This is a genomic window from Deltaproteobacteria bacterium (assembly GCA_023382265.1).
GTDB lineage: Bacteria > JAMCPX01 > JAMCPX01 > JAMCPX01 > JAMCPX01 > JAMCPX01.
Window position 1 is genome coordinate 1 of the sequence record JAMCPX010000049.1, and the last position, 17,145, is coordinate 17,145.

A 17,145-nucleotide genomic window follows, 5' to 3' on the forward strand; every position below is an offset into this window, starting at 1 on the left:
ACCCCATAACCTGCCTCCTTTATCAAAGGCAGACTATAATATCCATCTCTGAAGCTGTATCTTTCGGTTAGATTTTTACATGACAAGATGATACCCTCCATGGTTAGATTTTACATGACTCGATTCGCTATGTGGTTTCCTCCTTTTGATAAGGAGCTTGGGTTTAAGGTAGTTGATGCTCTGTGTTCAATGGGCTCTGGGATAAACGCAACCCCATCACAGATTTCGCTCGCATGGCTTCTCAAAAAACCCGGTGTAACCTCGATCATCATAGGCGCGAGGAATATGGATCAGTTGAAGGATAACCTGAAGGCCATGGACGTTAAGCTTGATGAACAGAGTTTTAACAAACTCGAAAATTTAACCGTTCCTAAGCCGATATATCCGGAGTGGATGATCGGTTTCCAGGGACAGGACAGGCTCCCTAAAAAATAAAATTACCCCATAAATCAAACTATTCAATGATGAAAAGATTAGAAACTTATTTTTAGTAACAATATTTCCTGTAAGGAGTTTTTGTTATTTGTAGATATATGCGTTCAGCCCGATTATTAACGGTTTTCCTTCTACCATACAAGATGTTTTTATGTTGCCTCTTGTGCTGACTACTACAAGCGTTTTTCCGGATGCGCTTGGCGCAGGCTTCTCCAAGTCGCAAGTGATAATGAGCTTATTCCCTTCGATTTTTGTTTCAATTGCCATGTGTGTCACCTCAGCGTATTGGCGCCCCAATTTTATACCGCATCATGCAAGCAGTATTCAGTATGATGCAGCTACCCGCCTCTGCATGTCAAGATTTTGTAACCAGCCGTAATGTATTTAACGGATACTTATGGTCAGGGGAAAGATACAAAGAATAAATTTTTTCTAACGTTCGAAGCAAGGTCTATGGGTTTGGCCGTTTGTATTCAATCATAGACGGCAATCATGACACTTTCCAGATACTCGATAATATCGGGTTCGTCTTCTTTTTTAGCCAGTGCCATGGCGTCTAACCCGGATTTATTTCTGATATTAGTTTTTGCCCCGGCTTCAACTAAATCCCTGATCTTGTCTAATGCGTTGTTTTTTATAGCCATATGTAAAGGGGTATCGCCTTCTTTGTTTTGAGTATTTACACATTTTGCTTCTGAACACTCTGTTTTGGACAATACTTTTTTAAAAACATCGTAGCTTTCAAGTACTGCCAGATGCAGCAGCGTGTTTCCATTTTCGTCTTTATAGTTCAGTAATTTATTTTCTGTAAAGTCCATATTTTACCTCCACGTTATATTATTCCATACTATGGATTATAGCGTGTAATGATTATACAACAAATTTTAACAATATGCCATTATCCGGTTACGTTATTCCAGCCGCAATTAATAATCCAGACATTGCCTCAACTGGCTGTTCTATTCCAGAACTATATGTTTAATATAGTATTTATTTTTGATATTTCTGCATGAATTAAAACGGATGCTATTCGGCTTGAAGTTACCTTAATCTGTTATGAAACCCTGAAACAAGTTCAGGGTAACAATTCTCGGCCAGCCTCTTAGGGGAACTTTTCATGATCATATTCCGTTTAATAAAGAAAGGAGGATAAAAACGATGAAAAAGTCAATTATAACAGGTATGGCGGTACTTTTAGGACTAATAATGACCGTGAGTGTTTATGCGATGGGTCCGGGTGGGTGGTACGGGGCAGGTTCCACTGCAGTTGCAAATCTAAACATAGAGTCTGTAAAAAACTTTTTGAAAGATACCTCTGCGGTACGCAACGAACTTATTATAAAACGGATTGAGTTGATGAAGGCGTACGAACAAAAGGAAGTCAATTACGATGAAACAGCCAAAATACAAAAAGAGATTATAGACCTTAAAACAAAGGTTCTTGACTCTGCAAGAAAATACGGACTTGATAAAGAGGTCGGACGATGGTTCAAAATGAGGTATGGAATGATGGGCAAAGGTATGGGACCTGGTATGAGAAGTATGCAGCCGGGCATGATGGGGTGTCCATGCAGCACGCCTAAATAACCCAATTGCTGTTATTGTTTTACGTGTAATGGCTGGCGACATGTAGTAATTCGGTGATTAGCCTTTGACAGTGTGACTGAGAATGGCGGAATCTTCAAATTAAAAATCCCCCATTCTCTTTTTTTAATGCATTTCCGGGCTAAGCAGATTTAAACCCATTTTAATTATTGAAATTATAAAGTTACTCTGCTATCACACTTAAATCACTGGAGGTATTATGGCTATAAAATCGGACAGGTGGATTAAAAAAATGGCAGTTGAGTTAAAGATGATTGAACCCTTTGAGGAGCATCAGCTTTCAAAAGGTATAATATCTTACGGTTTATCATCTTATGGGTATGACATAAGGATTGCGGATGAGTTCAAGATCTTCACGAACATAAATACGGCAATAGTAGATCCAAAAGATTTTGATAAAAAATCATTTGTTGATTATAAAGGAGATGTTTGCATTGTACCGCCGAATTCTTTCGCTCTCGGCAGGTCGGTTGAATATTTTAAAATACCGAGAAAAATAATGACTATATGTGTTGGTAAATCAACCTATGCTCGTTGCGGAATAATTACGAATGTAACACCTCTTGAACCGGAATGGGAGGGTTACATAACATTGGAGATATCGAACACTACACCGCTTCCGGCGAGGATATATGCCAATGAAGGTATAGCCCAGATCCTGTTTTTTGAAAGTGATGAGATTTGTGAGATATCTTATAAAGACAGAAAGGGGAAGTACCAGGGGCAAAAGGGTATTACAATCCCAAAGGTTTAAAATGGTAAAAGAGTTTGTGAGGATACTTGCAATTGATTTTGGTAATGCGCGGATAGGGTTGGCTGTAAATGATGCACTCGGAATAACTGCTCAGGGTGTGGGCAGCATAAATAGGACAACCATTGAAAAGGATATAGAGGTTATAAAGAGGACAATTAGCTCACATCATATCAAGGAAATTGTTGTTGGTATGCCGTATCTTCTTGACGGCACAAAAGGAAAACAAGCCAAAAGGGTTGAGGATTTTATTTCAGAACTCAAAAAACATATACAGCTACCCATCAAAGAATGGGATGAGAGATATACAACTGTTCGGGCAGAGGAAATACTTAGCGAGGCAGATGTCCATTGGAAAAAAAGAAAAGCGATCATAGATATGCTTGCTGCTACTTATATACTTGAAACATATATGGAGCATTTACAGAGCAAAAAATAGAGTGCTCGATCCGTTTATCTAATCTGCAGTTTTGTCACTGTAAAACAACTAATCAGAAGATTGCAATAATAAAATCGTGTGTTTTTTATTGGACAAAAATGTACGTCAAACTTGACTTGATAATAATTTTGAATATAGACTGAATTTTGATTTTAAATAATAAGGAGATGATTATGACAAACGCGTATTTGTTTACTTCAGAGTCTGTAACAGAAGGGCATCCTGATAAACTTGCGGACCAGATATCCGACGCAGTTCTTGATGCTATGATTAAACAGGATAAACATTCAAGGGTCGCATGCGAGACACTTGTAACAACCGGGCTAGCAATTGTTGCGGGTGAAATCACATCAAAGTCACTTGTGTCCATACCTGATCTTGTAAGAAATGTGATAAAAGATGTGGGATACGATGATCCAGATATGGGTTATGATTGGAGGTCATGCGGTATTCTGGTATCGATAAAACAGCAATCACCCGATATAGCTATGGGCGTAAACAAGAAGAACGACAAGCTTGGAGCCGGAGATCAGGGTATGATGTTTGGTTTTGCAATAGATGAAACTCCAACACTTATGCCCGCACCTATATACTATGCAAATGCACTTGTTAAAAAGCTGTCTGAAGTAAGAAAACATGAGGTGCTTCCGTTCCTAAGACCGGACGGTAAATCACAGATAACGTTTGAATACAAAGATGGCAGACCGGTGGAGGTTAAGACGGTTGTTATAGCTGCGCAACATACGCCTGATGTTACAACGAAGAAATTAAAAGAATCCATTATTGAAGAGGTAATAAAAAAAGTAATTCCCGCCCGACTGATGAGTAAAAATATAAAATTTTTTATTAATCCAACAGGCAGGTTTGTAGTTGGAGGTCCCCACGGGGATACGGGACTTACAGGCAGAAAGATCATTGTTGATACTTATGGCGGATTTGGAAGGCATGGCGGCGGGGCATTCTCGGGCAAGGATCCATCGAAGGTGGATAGAAGCGGTTCATACATGGCGAGATACATAGCAAAAAATATAGTCGCAGCAGGACTTGCCAAAAAATGTGAAGTTCAGCTTGCTTACGCAATAGGCGTTCCAGAGCCTGTATCTATTATGATAGATACGTTCGGCACAGGAAAAGTAGAAATGGATGAGATACGTAGAGCCGTTGTCAAGACATTTGCAATGGACCCTGCAGGTATTATAAGGGAACTTAATCTGCTTGAGCCTATCTATAGAAAAACGGCTGCTTATGGCCATTTTGGCAGGACAGAACCAGGGTTTACATGGGAAAAGATAGATAAGGTAAAGGCCTTACAGAATGAGGTGGGTAAATGAAAAACTACGATATCAAAGATATAAAATTAGCGCAAAAGGGCAGGCAGAGGATTGAATGGGCATACAAGTCGATGGGTGTTTTAAGCCTGATTGAAAAGGATTTTAAGAAAAACAAACCGTTGAAGGGATTAAGAATAGGTGCGTGCCTTCATGTTACTACGGAAACGGCAAACCTAATGCGTGTGCTAAAGCTTGGCGGGGCTGATGTTGCTTTGTGTGCGTCGAACCCATTAAGTACTCAGGATGACGTGGCATCTGCACTTGTTGACTCGTATGATGTTCCTACTTTTGCAATAAAAGGTGAGGATAAGAAAACATATTACAGGCATATTGAATCTGTACTTGGAACAGAACCTGTTATAACAATGGATGATGGGGCGGATCTCGTAACAATGCTTCATACAAAGAAGAGAGAACTTTTAAAGCATGTAAGGGGAGGTACCGAAGAAACAACAACCGGCGTGATAAGACTGAGGAGTATGGCAAGTGAAGGGGTTCTTTCTTATCCAATGATTTCCGTGAATGATGCATACACAAAACATCTTTTTGATAACAGGTACGGAACGGGCCAGAGTACAATTGACGGGATACTGCGCGCAACAAACAGGCTGATAGCCGGTTCTGTTTTTGTGGTATGCGGATATGGATGGTGCGGAAGAGGCGTTGCGATGAGGGCAAGCGGTATGGGTGCAAGGGTTATCATTACAGAGGTTGATCCAACAAGGGCACTTGAGGCAGTGATGGATGGTTACGATGTAATGAATATAAACAGGGCAGCAAAGATAGGGGATTTCTTTGTCACGGTTACAGGAGACACAACCGTTATATCAAAAGAGACTTTTCTTAATATGAAAGACGGCGCTATTGTTGCAAATTCAGGCCATTTTAATGTTGAGCTTGAGATTGATGGACTCAGATCTATATCAAAGTCGCATAAAGAGATTAGAGAATTTGTAGTTCAATATACTCTGAAAAGCGGTAAATCCATATACGTGCTTGCGGATGGCAGACTTGTTAATCTCTCTGCAGCAGAAGGGCACCCTTCAAGTGTAATGGACATGAGTTTTGCGGATCAGGCTTTATCGGTTGCATATCTTAATAAAAATGCGGATAAGCTTAAAAAAATCGTTTATCCGGTACCGGAGGATATCGATAAAAAGGTTGCAAGACTAAAACTGAAAACAATAGGAATTGAGATTGATGAGTTGACGGACAAGCAGAAAACCTATTTATCTTCATGGCAGAGCGGGACATAATTTAACACTTGATAAGCGGTATAATAAAACCCGAACTTAAGTTTTTACAGCCAGAAACAGGTTATAGGATCAATATCGATACGGTCATCCTGTATGGATTTGTTTTACCAGTTGCTGAAGGGAATGTTTTGGAGATTGGGTCTGCGTGCGGAGCTCTCACCATAATGATTTCAAAAAAGCCGGATACAGTCTTTGCCGCGGGCGTGGAGATAAATAAAGAGCTATATGAATTATCGCTTAAAAACCAGGAATTGAATGAATCAAAAAATAAAACTGTGTTTATCAATGCCGACATCAATGATTATAAAAGAATTTTCAAGCCGCAATCGTTTGATATGGTTGTAGTTAATCCGCCTTTTTATGCCTCAGGCACGGGCAGGGTAAGCAAGAACGAAACAATGGCTATTGCACATCACGATCAAACACTCGGATTAGAGGATATTGTTAAGGCAAGTCTTTACCTGCTTAAGCCAAAAGGCTATCTGGCAATGTTATTTTTGACACAAAGGATAGGAAACGTGTTTTTACAATTGAGAGGATTTAAGCCCGGGATACTGAGATTTGTTCATAGAAAACAGACCAAACCTTCCGATGTGTTCTTGCTGCTTGCAAAAAAAACAGGTAGTAAACCTCTTAAGGTTTTACCACCCTTGATCGTTCACGATAATAATAATTATTATACTGAAGAGATGAAACAGCTACTCGGCTTAATCCAATAACAGATCGTACCAGAACTTTGCTTTTCTTGGCGCAACAGCCACATGGATATGCTTGATCTGCGTGTACTCATCAAATCCATAAGTTCCAAGCTCTCTTCCTATACCGCTTTGCTTGTAGCCTCCAAAAGGTCCGATTGCACTTATAAGATGATAATCATTGATCCATACTGTTCCGGTCCTTATCGATTTCGCAATCTCTATTGCCCTTGGAATATCTGTTGACCATACACCGCCAGCGAGTCCATACATGCTGTCATTGGCAATCCTTACAGCCTCTTCCGCTGTTTTGAATCTTATAACGGATAATACAGGACCAAAGATCTCTTCCTGTGCTATCTTCATTTTATTATCCACATCCACAAAGATCGTCGGCTCAACATAAAATCCTTTTTTAAGTCCTTCCGGCCTTTTACCGCCAAGCACGAGCTTTGCCTTTTCTTCAAGCCCTGTACTGATATAGCCTTCTACAGTTTCTCTCTGTGTTGCTGAAATAAGAGGACCCATTGTTGTCTCATAATCCATCTGATAACCAACTTTTATACCTTTTGCCCTTGCTATAAGTTTATCCATGAACTTGTCGTAGATCTTATCATCCACAAGTAACCTTGTTCCGGATTCACATACCTGTCCCGCATGCAGGAATGTGCCGAACAGCGCACCGTCAACTGCCTCATCTATAACAGCATCAGCAAGTATAATATTGGCAGATTTCCCACCAAGCTCAAGTGATACCTTCTTCACTGTTTTTGATGCAAGTTCCATAACGCGTTTTCCCACAACCGTTGAGCCTGTAAGTGCTACTTTATCCACCATAGGATTACCTGCAAGCTCCTCGCCAACAACTCCGCCAGATCCTGTTATCACATTTACAACGCCGGCGGGTACTCCCGCTTCTTCTATGATCTTTGTAAGCTCGAGTGCCGTAAGCGGAGTATAGCTCGCTGGTTTTAATATAACAGCGTTACCCGCCGCTATGGCGGGTGCTATCTTCCATACAGCCATAAGCAATGGGAAGTTCCACGGGATAATCTGTCCTGCTACGCCGATCGGCTCTCTTACAACAAAGTTCCAGCTTACGGATGGAAAGTTCATCCATGGTAAAGGTTCGTAAAGGTCTTTTTTGTATGCAAGTTCTGCAAAATGTCTGAAGTGCTCTACTGCGAGAGGCGCATCTATCATTGAGGATTTTCTTACTGTTGCGCCAGAACTTAAAGACTCAAGCTCGGAGAGTTCATTCTGTTTTTCTATAAGTCCGTCAACCACTTTAAGCATTATCTCTGATCGTTTTTTCTGCTCAATCTTTGCCCATACACCGCTATCAAAGGCATCTCTTGCTGCCTTTATAGCATCTTTTACATCCTCAACACCAGCTGCTGGTACCTCTGCAACAACCTCTTCATTCCCAGGGTTTATAACCTTCATTGTCTTGCCAGACTTTGCATCTACCCACTTACCATTGATAAACATCTGATATTTCTTCATTACGGATACCTCCCTTTCTTAAGGTTTCATATGTTTAATTTTTTATACGGAGGTTATAGTACAATCATTGAATTGCATTTTCAACCCTTTTTGATTTTTTTGTCATTAACTCAAAACACGCATTAGAACAGATGCGTGTTCTAAACCCGCCACTGCATATTCCTTCAACACCGTGCTTCTTATTTTTTACAGTTTAAGCGGTTCAAACGGTTTAAGCCGCTCGATACCCTCTGTATATTTATAGCAGGTATGTGTCCGGCACAAGCAGAGCCCGGGTACCGCGTCTGCCCTGCGCATTTACCGGATGAAGGATTATTGCAAAGGTTCTTCTTTTATTTGTGGCGAAGCGGTATTATTTGCAGGAGATTGTTGAGAAGGCTGCGTTTGCTGTAACTGCCTGGTAGATTTATTTGATGTCGTAATTGTATATTTTAGCCACTCGATTATTTTCAAAATCTCCTTTCTTTTTTCGGGCGGATCATTTGTATATTCCATATATCTTGTAAGCTCAAGCAGTGCACGATCATAATCTTTTCTATTATAGTAGAGCAGTCCTAAATTCATGTGAGCAGCTGCAAAGCCGGGGTAAAGTGCAATCGCCTGTAAATAATATTCCATTTCCTTATCTGAATTATCATTTAAGGCTACGCCCTGATTGTAAAGCTCTGCCGCTTTTTCACGCAGATCACGGCTTACATTGCCGCTTTGCAGATTATTCGATTCCCCTTGCAGCTCTGTAATGACCTTTTGAATCCGTGTTTTTTCCGTCTCATCTTTTGAATATTGAAGGAATAGATTAAAGTCTTTTATTGCTTCTGTATCATTGCCCCTTGTCATATAAATGATTCCCATATTATGGTAAGCCATTGCAAATGTAGGATCAAGCCCTATTGCTTTTTTGTAGCATTCAAGCTCATCATCCGAATTATTATTTAACGCAACCCCTTTATTATACCAGTCTACCGCAGTAAGGGCCTTTCCGGTGCCCTGTTCTTTTAAGAGCTGCATTGTAGCCGCATTTTCGGTTTTTCTGGAGATAGGCTGTGCAGTAACAGTGCTTATTGTCAGTAGTGAAACTACTGTGATGCTCATAAATGCAAATATTTTTTTCATATATCCTCCAGTAATTTTTATACTGTAACAAATAATAATGCCATTGTCAAAAATAGACAAATTCCATGTAGGGGCAAACCGGCGGGCTGCGCCTGCAATATTTTTTCAAACGTATTTTTCAGTCGATTGTTTATTGGCATTCCGGCATATCCAATCCCGGAACAATCGCGACTGGTTTTTTACGATGGCTTTTTGTATACGGGTAATCTGCCTTCTTGAATGGCTTTTTTACCCTCTTTATAATCATCGGATGATGAAATCACGATGTAATCCTCTATATCATCATGAATCGCGGACATAAAGTCTTTTGTATTCGCATCTGTGATGGCCCTTTTTATGGCTGATAATGAGAGTGGTGCATATCTTGAAAATCCTTTCAACAGATTTAAACCTTCATCCAATAGCAGTTCCTTTGGTACAACGGCGTTAACCAACCCGAATTCAAGAGCCTGCTGAGGAGAGAGAAGCCTTCCATTCATCAATATTTCCCTTGCTTTTATATCGCCGGTAAGTTTCACAAGCCTGTATATGCCTCCAAATGGCGGAAAAGCCCCAAGCTTTACCTCTGGAAAACCTATATTTACATCAGCATCAACAACAATCCTAAAATCAGTAGCAAGTGCAAGTTCAAGACCAAAGCCAGCACAATTACCGTTGATAAGTGTAACGGTTGGTATGTTCAGTCTTTGTATTGTAAGAAGGAGTTCTGCAATGATTCTTAAATGATTTTTTAATTTCTTAGGTTTTACATCATCTGTAATATCTACAATCTCATGACCTGAAATGAAAATATCGTTTATTGCACTTGTTATGAGCAAGCCCTCATAGTTGCTTTTAATAGCTTCGGTAATCACCTCAATCATTTGTTCTATAACCGGCATTTTTATGAAGTTATCGGGCGGTCTATTGATTTTAACGATAAATATATTCTGTTTGATTTCTTTAATTACTAATTCTTCCATTCTTTAAATATAAATGAGTCTGATTTGTTTTGCAATTAGTTTATATACATAATACGCTGAACCCGATTGATGAAAAATAAACATGTTGTAACATAAGTGTTGATTTTTTTGCATTTTTGATAATTGTGCTGTATACGTAATTAGAAGACAATAATTATGAAAACTAATAAAAGCTCTTTTTATGATTATTCCATGAAACCTGAGAGAATTCAATTTGAATCTATAGATAATATCAAACATCACCATCACCATCACATTTCATTCCCGTACATTATGGGTAAAAGCATCTTATTATGGCATACCATTTATAAAGCAGGGTCAATCATAAATGATAAAAAACCAATCATATTCTATGGGCACAAGGGGGTAGGTAAAGAAATCTTTGCAAGAGCAATACACGTTAATTATAATGGAAATCATAAGTTTAATAAATTATCATGCTATATATACCCGCCTGATTTTGTAAATTCACTAATACTTGATTCAAAGGCATTTTATAATATCATTAAAGTCTCTGCCAATGGTACTCTATATATCGATGGCGCAGAGCTAATGCAGTATGGAACACTTAAACATCTTCTGAATAGAGCTAAAAAGTGCAATATAAAGCTGATGTTTGGAACGGTATCTGAAGTTTTTATTGATAAGTATAAAAATACATTTCACCTATTGGAGATACCGGGCATGTCCAGCAAAAGAGAAGATACCAAAAGATTATTAAATTATTATATAAGACTGCTCTCCAAAAAAAACAAAGAATATGGTTTTGAAGATGATGCTGTTGATATATTAATTAAGCACAAATGGGAAGGTAATCTGGATGAACTGATAGCAGTTACAAATCATATAAGGGTAAGCTTAAAAAATGATAATATGATTTTGCGAAAGCATCTGCCCCTGTACATGCAGATGAATTCAAGAAAAGCAATAACAATTGACATGCAGTTATTAGCCGGTGCACATGATAAAACATTAAAAAATATGCTTGCTCTGGTTGAGAAGAACATTATCAAGAATACCATTAAGCATGCGTATAATAAATCAGAAGCTATAAGGCTATTGGGGCTTTCAAGAAGGTCATTCTACTGGAAATTAAAAAAATATAAAATAAGATGGAAATAATTTTAAACGAATTAAGTTTTTTAAATATAAGTAAACGAATAAACGAAAATAAAAAATTAATTATTTTTGATAAACTCAATAAGACGGGTATAAAAAGATTTTTAGTTGATTTACCATCAAATCCGGTTGAGGATAAAAATGTGAGGCTGCTATTCTCAAGGATGAAAAAGGGGAATAACATTGAATTATTAGCCTCTGTTAACAACGAGATAGACGCAAGGAATGCACTGTTATATGAGTTTGACGGCATATCAACTACTATAAATCTTGATGACATTAAAGGCGGTATAACAGAACTCACCGAATCTCTTGAATACGCAAAATATATGCTTGATATAGTAAATGGAGCAAACATCAGATTGAAAAAGGTATACATAGATTCGTTGCTTAATACATCTTTGCACAAATATCTTATTGTTAAGCTGATAGAATCTTTGTTATACATAGGCTATAACGACATTGTTATCATGGATGGCAAAAATACGCCTTTATCCGTCTTTAACAAACAACTGGATAATATTGTTAAGCATATTAAACCTGATAGCATAACAATGCATATCCATGATGTAAATAAGCTTGCATCTGCCAAGTTGTATACCTGTATAGAACACGGCATAAGGAGCTTTGACGGCTCAATTGCAGGGCTTGGGTTTGATATGGCGACAGAATTGATTATAGAGATATTGTACAATGAAGGTATAAAGTTAGATATAAAACCCGATAAGGTTAATAATGTTGCCAAATGGGTAAAACAAAATTTTAAATCTCATTTATAGCCTTTTTAAGTTCATTGACCGATGCGCTTGCAGTCCCTATTTTACCGACTACAATACCCGCCGCTTTGTTTGAGATTATGCATGCGTCAAGCCATGAAGCGTTTGTTGCAAGTGCAAGTGAAAGTGCGGATATCACCGTGTCTCCCGCACCCGTTACATCATAAACCTCTTTGGCTGCTGTAGGTATGTGTTCTATTTTTCCATTTTTCTGGAAAAGGCTCATGCCATGTTCACCGCGCGTTATAAGGATGGCTTCCGTTTGATACCTTTTCAAAAGGAGTAAACCGGCACGTATAAGACTTTTCTGATTGTTAATCTCAAACCCGCAGGCATCTTCAGCCTCTTTTTGATTTGGCGTTATAACTGTTACCCCTTTATAAAATCTGAAATTCCGTATCTTTGGATCAACCGTGACAATCAACCCGCTCTTTTTTTTGTATTGAAGGGTTTTCGAGATTATTCCCCTGCTGAGCAGTCCTTTGCCATAATCGGATATTATAACAGCATCAAATTCATGAAGTCTGCTGTCAAGGAAATCGATCATGTTGATGTACGTTTTTTTTGAAAGCCTGTCTCTCGTTTCTTTGTCGAATCTCACTACCTGTTGGTGCTGGGCAACTACCCTGATCTTTATTGATGTAAGTCTTTCTGGGTCTATAAATATGCCCTCCGTGCTAAAACCGGATTCTTTTATTATAGACATAAAACGTTCACCATTATAATCATTCCCTATTACGCCGCATATAACTGCATTGCCTCCGAGTGCGTTTATGTTGGTCAAAACGTTTGCAGCCCCGCCGAGCATGATATTTTCTTTTTCCACATCTACGACCGGAACCGGTGCTTCAGGAGATATTCTTGATACACTTCCCCACATAAATTCATCCAGAATAATATCTCCAACAACGAGTATCTTTAATTTACTAAACCTATCTACAATATCTGACAATCTTTTTATATTGTTCATTCATGTTCTCCCTTTTATAAGGGTAACAGCATAATTTACAATTGCCTCAATATCAATATTTCTCATGCATGCAATTCTTGAATCTTGATCGCATGGGTATTTAAAACAAGCTCCGCAAGATTTTGGAGGGATGATCGCTACATAATGTTCGCCCAGGGGTTTCCATTTTTGTAAGTGTGTCTCAAGTCCTAACATGGGAGGGTATATTATTACACCCGGTGTTTGTACAGCATCAGCGATATGACACGGACCGCTGTCATTCCCGATAAATACTTTAGCCTGCTTTATAATGTAAGCAATTTGTCTCAACGGTAAACCTGATGCTTTTAATGTGAATTGAGTGCCTGACAGGCTTATGATTTTATCAATGATCTCAATTTCAGATGTATCTCCTATTACGATTGAAGGTATGCTATGTATTTTTTCAAGCATGTATATAAGCCTTGAATAGCTTTCAACCGGTAAACCTTCACCTTTTATCGTTCTACCCCCCGGGTGTATCGCTGCATAAGATTTATGATCTGTTGTTTTAATCTTATCAATAATTTGATCGGCCTGTGATATGGAATTATTATCTATGCCGAGTTCAAGAGATAGATCGTTATCCGTAATGCCGAGCGGTGCAACAAGTTTCATGTTGAGCCCGATAATATTATCGCCCTCTATATAATCAGCGCCGTCGGTGAGTAGATAAGACCTTCTGTTATCCGTTACAAATCCTATTCTTTTTTTTGCCCCGGATAATAAGCCTATTAATTCGCTTCGGAGAAATCTTTTGAACATGATAGCTGTGTCAAATCGTTTTGAACGCAGATTATGAATAAAGCTAAGATAACCTTTAAGACTTTTGTGCTCACCATGCATGTCATAAACGAGTATATCATCTATCCATTTGATGCCCCTAATAAGCTCATCAATACCTGGGGAAACAATCATTGTAATGGAGCTGTCTTTTAGCCTCCTTTTTATTGCCCTTACAGCAGGTATGCTTACAAGGGTATTACCTATTGACCCAAACCTTATAATAAGAAAGCGGTTCATAAGATCATATATTTACTAATATATACGCAAGAAGTCAAAACATGTATGGAAATAAAAAAAACCCCGCAGCAACCGCGGGGTTTGGTAAAAGATATCAGCCTTAAATAGGTATTACTTACCTGGAGCTGGTGCTGGTGCTGCTGCTGGAGCTGGTGCCTCTGCCTTAATGCCGTATATCCACCAACCGTGGAGTGTTAGCTCTACCATCTCTCCACCCTTTAATGACTCTGCCTCTTTTGAAGCAACCTTGGCTACGTGGTAAACGTGAACCTTACCGGCAACCTTTACTCTCAGTAAAGTACCTTTCTTCAGCTTTTCAACCTTTAGAACCTCTGCCTTTACTGTTACAGGCTTTATTTCTTTCTTTGCTGCTTTCTTGTGTGCTGCTGCCATTGTTACTGTTGCAAGTGTTAATGCAAATGCAACTGCCATTGCTAAAGTTATAAGTTTCTTCATTCTAAATCACCTCCTTACTTTTTATTTACTATTAAAATATAAGCAATTATCATACCACTTATAAAGCTTTTAAAAATTAAACACTTATACAAAATTATGGCAAACATATACCAAATGGTATATCTTATATACTTAAATGGAGTGTAATCCTTTTATGAATGAGATCAAACCGGCTGCTACTATTGAAGCTGTCTCAGACCTTAATATGTTCTTACCAAGATGTAAAATATTCACATGATTTATCAGGGCAAGTTTAATCTCTTCTTCTGAAAACCCGCCTTCAGGACCTATTATCAACATTAAATGCCTTGAGCTTTTTATAACATCTACGCATGAATCTACAGGAGTATATGCAACATTGTTATGAAACATTAGTTTCGTTGTATCCGGGAATAACTTAAAAAGTTGTTTTAACGTAAGAGGTTCATGCAGCATAGGTATGCTATTTCGCATGGATTGTTCTACAGCATCATTTATTGCCGATTGCCATCTTTTCATGTGGTTTGTATTTTTTATTTTTACTACGGTATATTGAGATATTAAAGGGATTATCTCATCAACGCCTATTTCTGTTGTCTTTTGCAAGGCAATAAGCATCTTTTCCCTTTTAATTATTGATTGTACAAGTATTATGCCCGATTCATTTTTTGTAAGGGTTATTTTATCCGTTATTCTCAATATGGCTTTATTATTTTTGATCTTTTCAATCCTGCCATTATACTGATTTCCATGCTCATCTATTAATACGACAGATTCATTTATTTTGAACCTAAGGCTTTTTAGGTGATGGTAATTGCTGTCTTTAAGCTCCACGAGTTGATCATTGATGTCGGCAGAAGATATGATCAGTTGAGGCATTTATTTTACTATGAGTATACTGCAATGTGCATTATGGTTTACGCGATCACTCACACTCCCGAGTATGTGCGCCATTGTTTTACTGTATCCATGGCTGCCCATTACAATAAGATCGAAGTTCTTCTTTTTTGCATATTGAACAATGGTATCTCCGGGGTTTCCGTAATCAAGTATAAAAAAAACATTAAGATCGTGTAAATCTTTTAGCTGTTCTTTTGCCTCTTTTTGAATCTCATCACCCTTTTTTTTAAGCAGAGAATAAGCCTCTGTACCAAGTTCCTCCAGCCCGTATATCCCAAATGCATCCATAGGGTGTTGTATAATGGTAATTACTGTTAATTCTGCTTTATATTTTCTGGCTACGTCTGCGGCTGTGTCAATGGCCTTTTTGGCATGTATAGACCCATCACTTGCAACAAGTATTTTTTTATACATAAAGCTCCCTTCTTAAAAAAACAGAGCATCAATACAGTAAGCATTCATACAATTATTATAATTACTTATTTATATAACTTCAATATTTTTTCTATAATTTGTGTTGTTGAAAAACCCTTAACAACTGGTATGGTAGTTACTGTTCCATTATAAGAGCCCACGAAATTTGATCCAGCTATATCCTTTTTGTGCCAATCCCCGCCCTTTACAAGCACATCCGGTTTTATCAGCTTTATGAGTTCTATTGGAGTTGGTTCATTAAATAGGCATACGTAATCAATTGATCTTAATGCAAGTAATACTGTTGCCCTAGCGAGTTGATCATTTATAGGTCTTTTTTCACCTTTGAGCTTTTTTACCGATTCGTCGCTATTAAGCCCAACAATAAGCACGTCGCCAAGCGCTTTAGCTGCTTCAAGATATTCTGTATGACCTGGATGCATTATATCAAAACAGCCGTTTGTAAAAACAACCCTTTTTTTCTCATATCTCCATCCCGTAACAAGGTGTTTAAGCCTTCTTTTATCATTTATGAACCTTGATGTATCCATTACTTTATATCCGCGATATTCGGAACCGGCTTTGACGGATACAGACTAAGGGCATGCATATAGCATCTCATATTATTCATAAAGTTTGCTACGTTTGCATAAGCCTTCATGGAGATCTTTGTACCTACACCAGATATCTTTGCAGACGGCGAGAGGATGGAAGACGCCTGTACTATTACAGGTAATGATGTAAGATCACATGGAGATGTGGTATTAGCGGGTTTACTTTGATTATATGTTATAAGGGATAAAAAAATCAGTAGAAGTATATTGCCTGTCTTCATAAATCCTCCTTTTAATTGTTCATATAGCACAACAGAACTTAAAAAAAAATATTTATTCTGAGAAAACGGTGCTAAAAATCTGAGGCGGCGGTATCGTATATACAAATATTACTGTAACAAAAAAGCACTTATTGATAGTATATTTTTAAAACCTTAAACCAATGATTGCCGACACAATGGGGGTTTTCTTAACTCTCACTTGTAGGGGAGATAAAGGGGGGTTTATGAATAACATTATCATAAACGTAAAAAGGTAGACGACCATGAAGTTGTCAGACTCCTAAAACAGCTTGAAACAACCGGGAAGGAGATGTCTGATGCCGTCGAAGAGAACTTTAAACAACAAGGCCGTCCGGAAGGCTTGGTACCCCATGCGTCTGCTATAAAAGTTTCAATCCACGCGCCCGCATGGGGCGCGGACTATTTCACATTTCAACAGGCTGTTGAAAAACTAAGTATTTTCGAAGCAATTTAATCCATCAAATTGCATTCTGTTAATATTTTGGGTTAACCGGCAAAATAAATCCGCTAATCCAATCATCGGAGATGAAAGAAAGGGCTT

Annotated in this window: 21 protein-coding genes; 9 read left to right on the forward strand and 12 right to left on the reverse strand. The window is 38.3% G+C overall.

Features of this window, described 5'->3' with window-relative positions; all coding sequences use genetic code 11:
• Positions 1-114 precede the first annotated feature (114 nt).
• Entirely contained in the window at positions 115-435 is a 321-nt protein-coding gene (locus tag M1381_08895) for an aldo/keto reductase (protein ID MCL4479195.1), read from the forward strand.
• Positions 436-519: 84 nt separating this feature from the next.
• Here the strand turns inward: M1381_08895 and M1381_08900 are convergent, their stop codons facing one another.
• Positions 520-702 carry a hypothetical protein gene (locus M1381_08900; protein MCL4479196.1) on the reverse strand — a complete coding sequence of 61 codons (183 nt, stop codon included), beginning with the start codon at positions 700-702 and terminating at the stop codon, positions 520-522.
• A 206-nt stretch (positions 703-908) separates the two neighbouring features.
• Positions 909-1,253, reverse strand: coding sequence for an ankyrin repeat domain-containing protein (locus tag M1381_08905; GenBank protein ID MCL4479197.1), 345 nt, complete (start codon positions 1,251-1,253; stop codon positions 909-911).
• A 340-nt stretch (positions 1,254-1,593) separates the two neighbouring features.
• Between M1381_08905 and M1381_08910 the strand changes: the two genes are divergently transcribed.
• The 6 genes from M1381_08910 to M1381_08935 all read left to right on the forward strand — a co-directional run bounded on the left by M1381_08910 (position 1,594) and on the right by M1381_08935 (position 6,536).
• On the forward strand, positions 1,594-2,022 hold the full coding sequence (locus M1381_08910) for a hypothetical protein (GenBank protein ID MCL4479198.1): 429 nt from the start codon (positions 1,594-1,596) through the stop codon (positions 2,020-2,022).
• 217 nt (positions 2,023-2,239) lie between these two features.
• On the forward strand, positions 2,240-2,794 hold the full coding sequence (gene dcd, locus M1381_08915; protein ID MCL4479199.1) for a dCTP deaminase: 555 nt from the start codon (positions 2,240-2,242) through the stop codon (positions 2,792-2,794).
• Between the two features lies 1 nt (position 2,795).
• Positions 2,796-3,230, forward strand: a complete 435-nt coding sequence (ruvX, locus tag M1381_08920; protein MCL4479200.1) for a Holliday junction resolvase RuvX — start codon at positions 2,796-2,798, stop codon at positions 3,228-3,230.
• A 167-nt stretch (positions 3,231-3,397) separates the two neighbouring features.
• Positions 3,398-4,561 (forward strand): methionine adenosyltransferase, encoded by a 1,164-nt coding sequence (gene metK, locus M1381_08925; protein ID MCL4479201.1) that lies wholly within the window; start codon positions 3,398-3,400, stop codon positions 4,559-4,561.
• Entirely contained in the window at positions 4,558-5,817 is a 1,260-nt protein-coding gene (ahcY, locus tag M1381_08930) for an adenosylhomocysteinase (GenBank protein ID MCL4479202.1), read from the forward strand. The genes metK and ahcY overlap by 4 nt, the downstream gene beginning before the upstream one ends.
• A gap of 8 nt (positions 5,818-5,825) precedes the next feature.
• Positions 5,826-6,536, forward strand: a complete 711-nt coding sequence (locus M1381_08935) for a methyltransferase (protein MCL4479203.1) — start codon at positions 5,826-5,828, stop codon at positions 6,534-6,536.
• Here the strand turns inward: M1381_08935 and M1381_08940 are convergent.
• The 3 genes from M1381_08940 to M1381_08950 form a co-directional block, all read right to left on the reverse strand.
• On the reverse strand, positions 6,525-8,018 hold the full coding sequence (locus tag M1381_08940) for an aldehyde dehydrogenase family protein (protein MCL4479204.1): 1,494 nt from the start codon (positions 8,016-8,018) through the stop codon (positions 6,525-6,527). The genes M1381_08935 and M1381_08940 overlap by 12 nt on opposite strands.
• Before the next feature lie 312 nt (positions 8,019-8,330).
• Positions 8,331-9,131, reverse strand: a complete 801-nt coding sequence (locus M1381_08945) for a tetratricopeptide repeat protein (protein MCL4479205.1) — start codon at positions 9,129-9,131, stop codon at positions 8,331-8,333.
• Between the two features lie 179 nt (positions 9,132-9,310).
• Entirely contained in the window at positions 9,311-10,093 is a 783-nt protein-coding gene (locus M1381_08950) for an enoyl-CoA hydratase/isomerase family protein (GenBank protein MCL4479206.1), read from the reverse strand.
• Positions 10,094-10,249: 156 nt separating this feature from the next.
• On the opposite strand from M1381_08950, the gene M1381_08955 reads away from it, so the two are divergent.
• Both M1381_08955 and M1381_08960 read left to right on the forward strand, forming a co-directional pair.
• Positions 10,250-11,215: a sigma 54-interacting transcriptional regulator gene (locus M1381_08955; GenBank protein MCL4479207.1), complete on the forward strand. Its 966-nt coding sequence runs from the start codon at positions 10,250-10,252 to the stop codon at positions 11,213-11,215.
• On the forward strand, positions 11,206-11,991 hold the full coding sequence (locus M1381_08960) for a hypothetical protein (GenBank protein ID MCL4479208.1): 786 nt from the start codon (positions 11,206-11,208) through the stop codon (positions 11,989-11,991). Before M1381_08955 ends, M1381_08960 begins: the two co-directional genes overlap by 10 nt.
• Here M1381_08960 and rfaE1 read toward each other — a convergent pair.
• From rfaE1 to M1381_08995, 7 genes are all read right to left on the reverse strand, one after another.
• Positions 11,975-12,958, reverse strand: coding sequence for a D-glycero-beta-D-manno-heptose-7-phosphate kinase (gene rfaE1, locus M1381_08965; protein MCL4479209.1), 984 nt, complete (start codon positions 12,956-12,958; stop codon positions 11,975-11,977). The genes M1381_08960 and rfaE1 overlap by 17 nt on opposite strands.
• Complete coding sequence (locus tag M1381_08970) at positions 12,959-13,999, reverse strand: glycosyltransferase family 9 protein (protein ID MCL4479210.1); 1,041 nt, start codon at positions 13,997-13,999, stop codon at positions 12,959-12,961.
• Between the two features lie 111 nt (positions 14,000-14,110).
• Positions 14,111-14,455 carry a hypothetical protein gene (locus tag M1381_08975; protein ID MCL4479211.1) on the reverse strand — a complete coding sequence of 115 codons (345 nt, stop codon included), beginning with the start codon at positions 14,453-14,455 and terminating at the stop codon, positions 14,111-14,113.
• A gap of 132 nt (positions 14,456-14,587) precedes the next feature.
• Entirely contained in the window at positions 14,588-15,313 is a 726-nt protein-coding gene (locus M1381_08980) for a 16S rRNA (uracil(1498)-N(3))-methyltransferase (protein ID MCL4479212.1), read from the reverse strand.
• Positions 15,314-15,748 (reverse strand): universal stress protein, encoded by a 435-nt coding sequence (locus tag M1381_08985; protein MCL4479213.1) that lies wholly within the window; start codon positions 15,746-15,748, stop codon positions 15,314-15,316.
• Between the two features lie 65 nt (positions 15,749-15,813).
• Positions 15,814-16,299, reverse strand: coding sequence for a D-glycero-beta-D-manno-heptose 1-phosphate adenylyltransferase (rfaE2, locus tag M1381_08990; GenBank protein MCL4479214.1), 486 nt, complete (start codon positions 16,297-16,299; stop codon positions 15,814-15,816).
• Positions 16,299-16,583, reverse strand: coding sequence for a hypothetical protein (locus tag M1381_08995; GenBank protein MCL4479215.1), 285 nt, complete (start codon positions 16,581-16,583; stop codon positions 16,299-16,301). Before M1381_08995 ends, rfaE2 begins: the two co-directional genes overlap by 1 nt.
• Positions 16,584-17,145 lie beyond the last annotated feature (562 nt).

What these genes read in the sequence shown, in the direction of transcription:
- M1381_08970 (MCL4479210.1), bottom strand. Translation starts at nt 13,999, where the DNA reads ATGAACCGCTTTCTTATTATAAGGTTTGGGTCAATAGGTAATACCCTT.
- M1381_08905 (MCL4479197.1), bottom strand. Translation starts at nt 1,253, where the DNA reads ATGGACTTTACAGAAAATAAATTACTGAACTATAAAGACGAAAATGGA.
- rfaE2 (MCL4479214.1), bottom strand. Translation starts at nt 16,299, where the DNA reads ATGGATACATCAAGGTTCATAAATGATAAAAGAAGGCTTAAACACCTT.
- M1381_08910 (MCL4479198.1), top strand. Translation starts at nt 1,594, where the DNA reads ATGAAAAAGTCAATTATAACAGGTATGGCGGTACTTTTAGGACTAATA.
- metK (MCL4479201.1), top strand. Translation starts at nt 3,398, where the DNA reads ATGATTATGACAAACGCGTATTTGTTTACTTCAGAGTCTGTAACAGAA.
- M1381_08995 (MCL4479215.1), bottom strand. Translation starts at nt 16,583, where the DNA reads ATGAAGACAGGCAATATACTTCTACTGATTTTTTTATCCCTTATAACA.
- M1381_08980 (MCL4479212.1), bottom strand. Translation starts at nt 15,313, where the DNA reads ATGCCTCAACTGATCATATCTTCTGCCGACATCAATGATCAACTCGTG.
- M1381_08940 (MCL4479204.1), bottom strand. Translation starts at nt 8,018, where the DNA reads ATGAAGAAATATCAGATGTTTATCAATGGTAAGTGGGTAGATGCAAAG.
- M1381_08945 (MCL4479205.1), bottom strand. Translation starts at nt 9,131, where the DNA reads ATGAAAAAAATATTTGCATTTATGAGCATCACAGTAGTTTCACTACTG.
- ruvX (MCL4479200.1), top strand. Translation starts at nt 2,796, where the DNA reads ATGGTAAAAGAGTTTGTGAGGATACTTGCAATTGATTTTGGTAATGCG.
- rfaE1 (MCL4479209.1), bottom strand. Translation starts at nt 12,958, where the DNA reads ATGAACAATATAAAAAGATTGTCAGATATTGTAGATAGGTTTAGTAAA.
- M1381_08895 (MCL4479195.1), top strand. Translation starts at nt 115, where the DNA reads ATGACTCGATTCGCTATGTGGTTTCCTCCTTTTGATAAGGAGCTTGGG.
- dcd (MCL4479199.1), top strand. Translation starts at nt 2,240, where the DNA reads ATGGCTATAAAATCGGACAGGTGGATTAAAAAAATGGCAGTTGAGTTA.
- M1381_08950 (MCL4479206.1), bottom strand. Translation starts at nt 10,093, where the DNA reads ATGGAAGAATTAGTAATTAAAGAAATCAAACAGAATATATTTATCGTT.
- M1381_08955 (MCL4479207.1), top strand. Translation starts at nt 10,250, where the DNA reads ATGAAAACTAATAAAAGCTCTTTTTATGATTATTCCATGAAACCTGAG.
- M1381_08900 (MCL4479196.1), bottom strand. Translation starts at nt 702, where the DNA reads ATGGCAATTGAAACAAAAATCGAAGGGAATAAGCTCATTATCACTTGC.
- M1381_08975 (MCL4479211.1), bottom strand. Translation starts at nt 14,455, where the DNA reads ATGAAGAAACTTATAACTTTAGCAATGGCAGTTGCATTTGCATTAACA.
- M1381_08985 (MCL4479213.1), bottom strand. Translation starts at nt 15,748, where the DNA reads ATGTATAAAAAAATACTTGTTGCAAGTGATGGGTCTATACATGCCAAA.
- M1381_08960 (MCL4479208.1), top strand. Translation starts at nt 11,206, where the DNA reads ATGGAAATAATTTTAAACGAATTAAGTTTTTTAAATATAAGTAAACGA.
- ahcY (MCL4479202.1), top strand. Translation starts at nt 4,558, where the DNA reads ATGAAAAACTACGATATCAAAGATATAAAATTAGCGCAAAAGGGCAGG.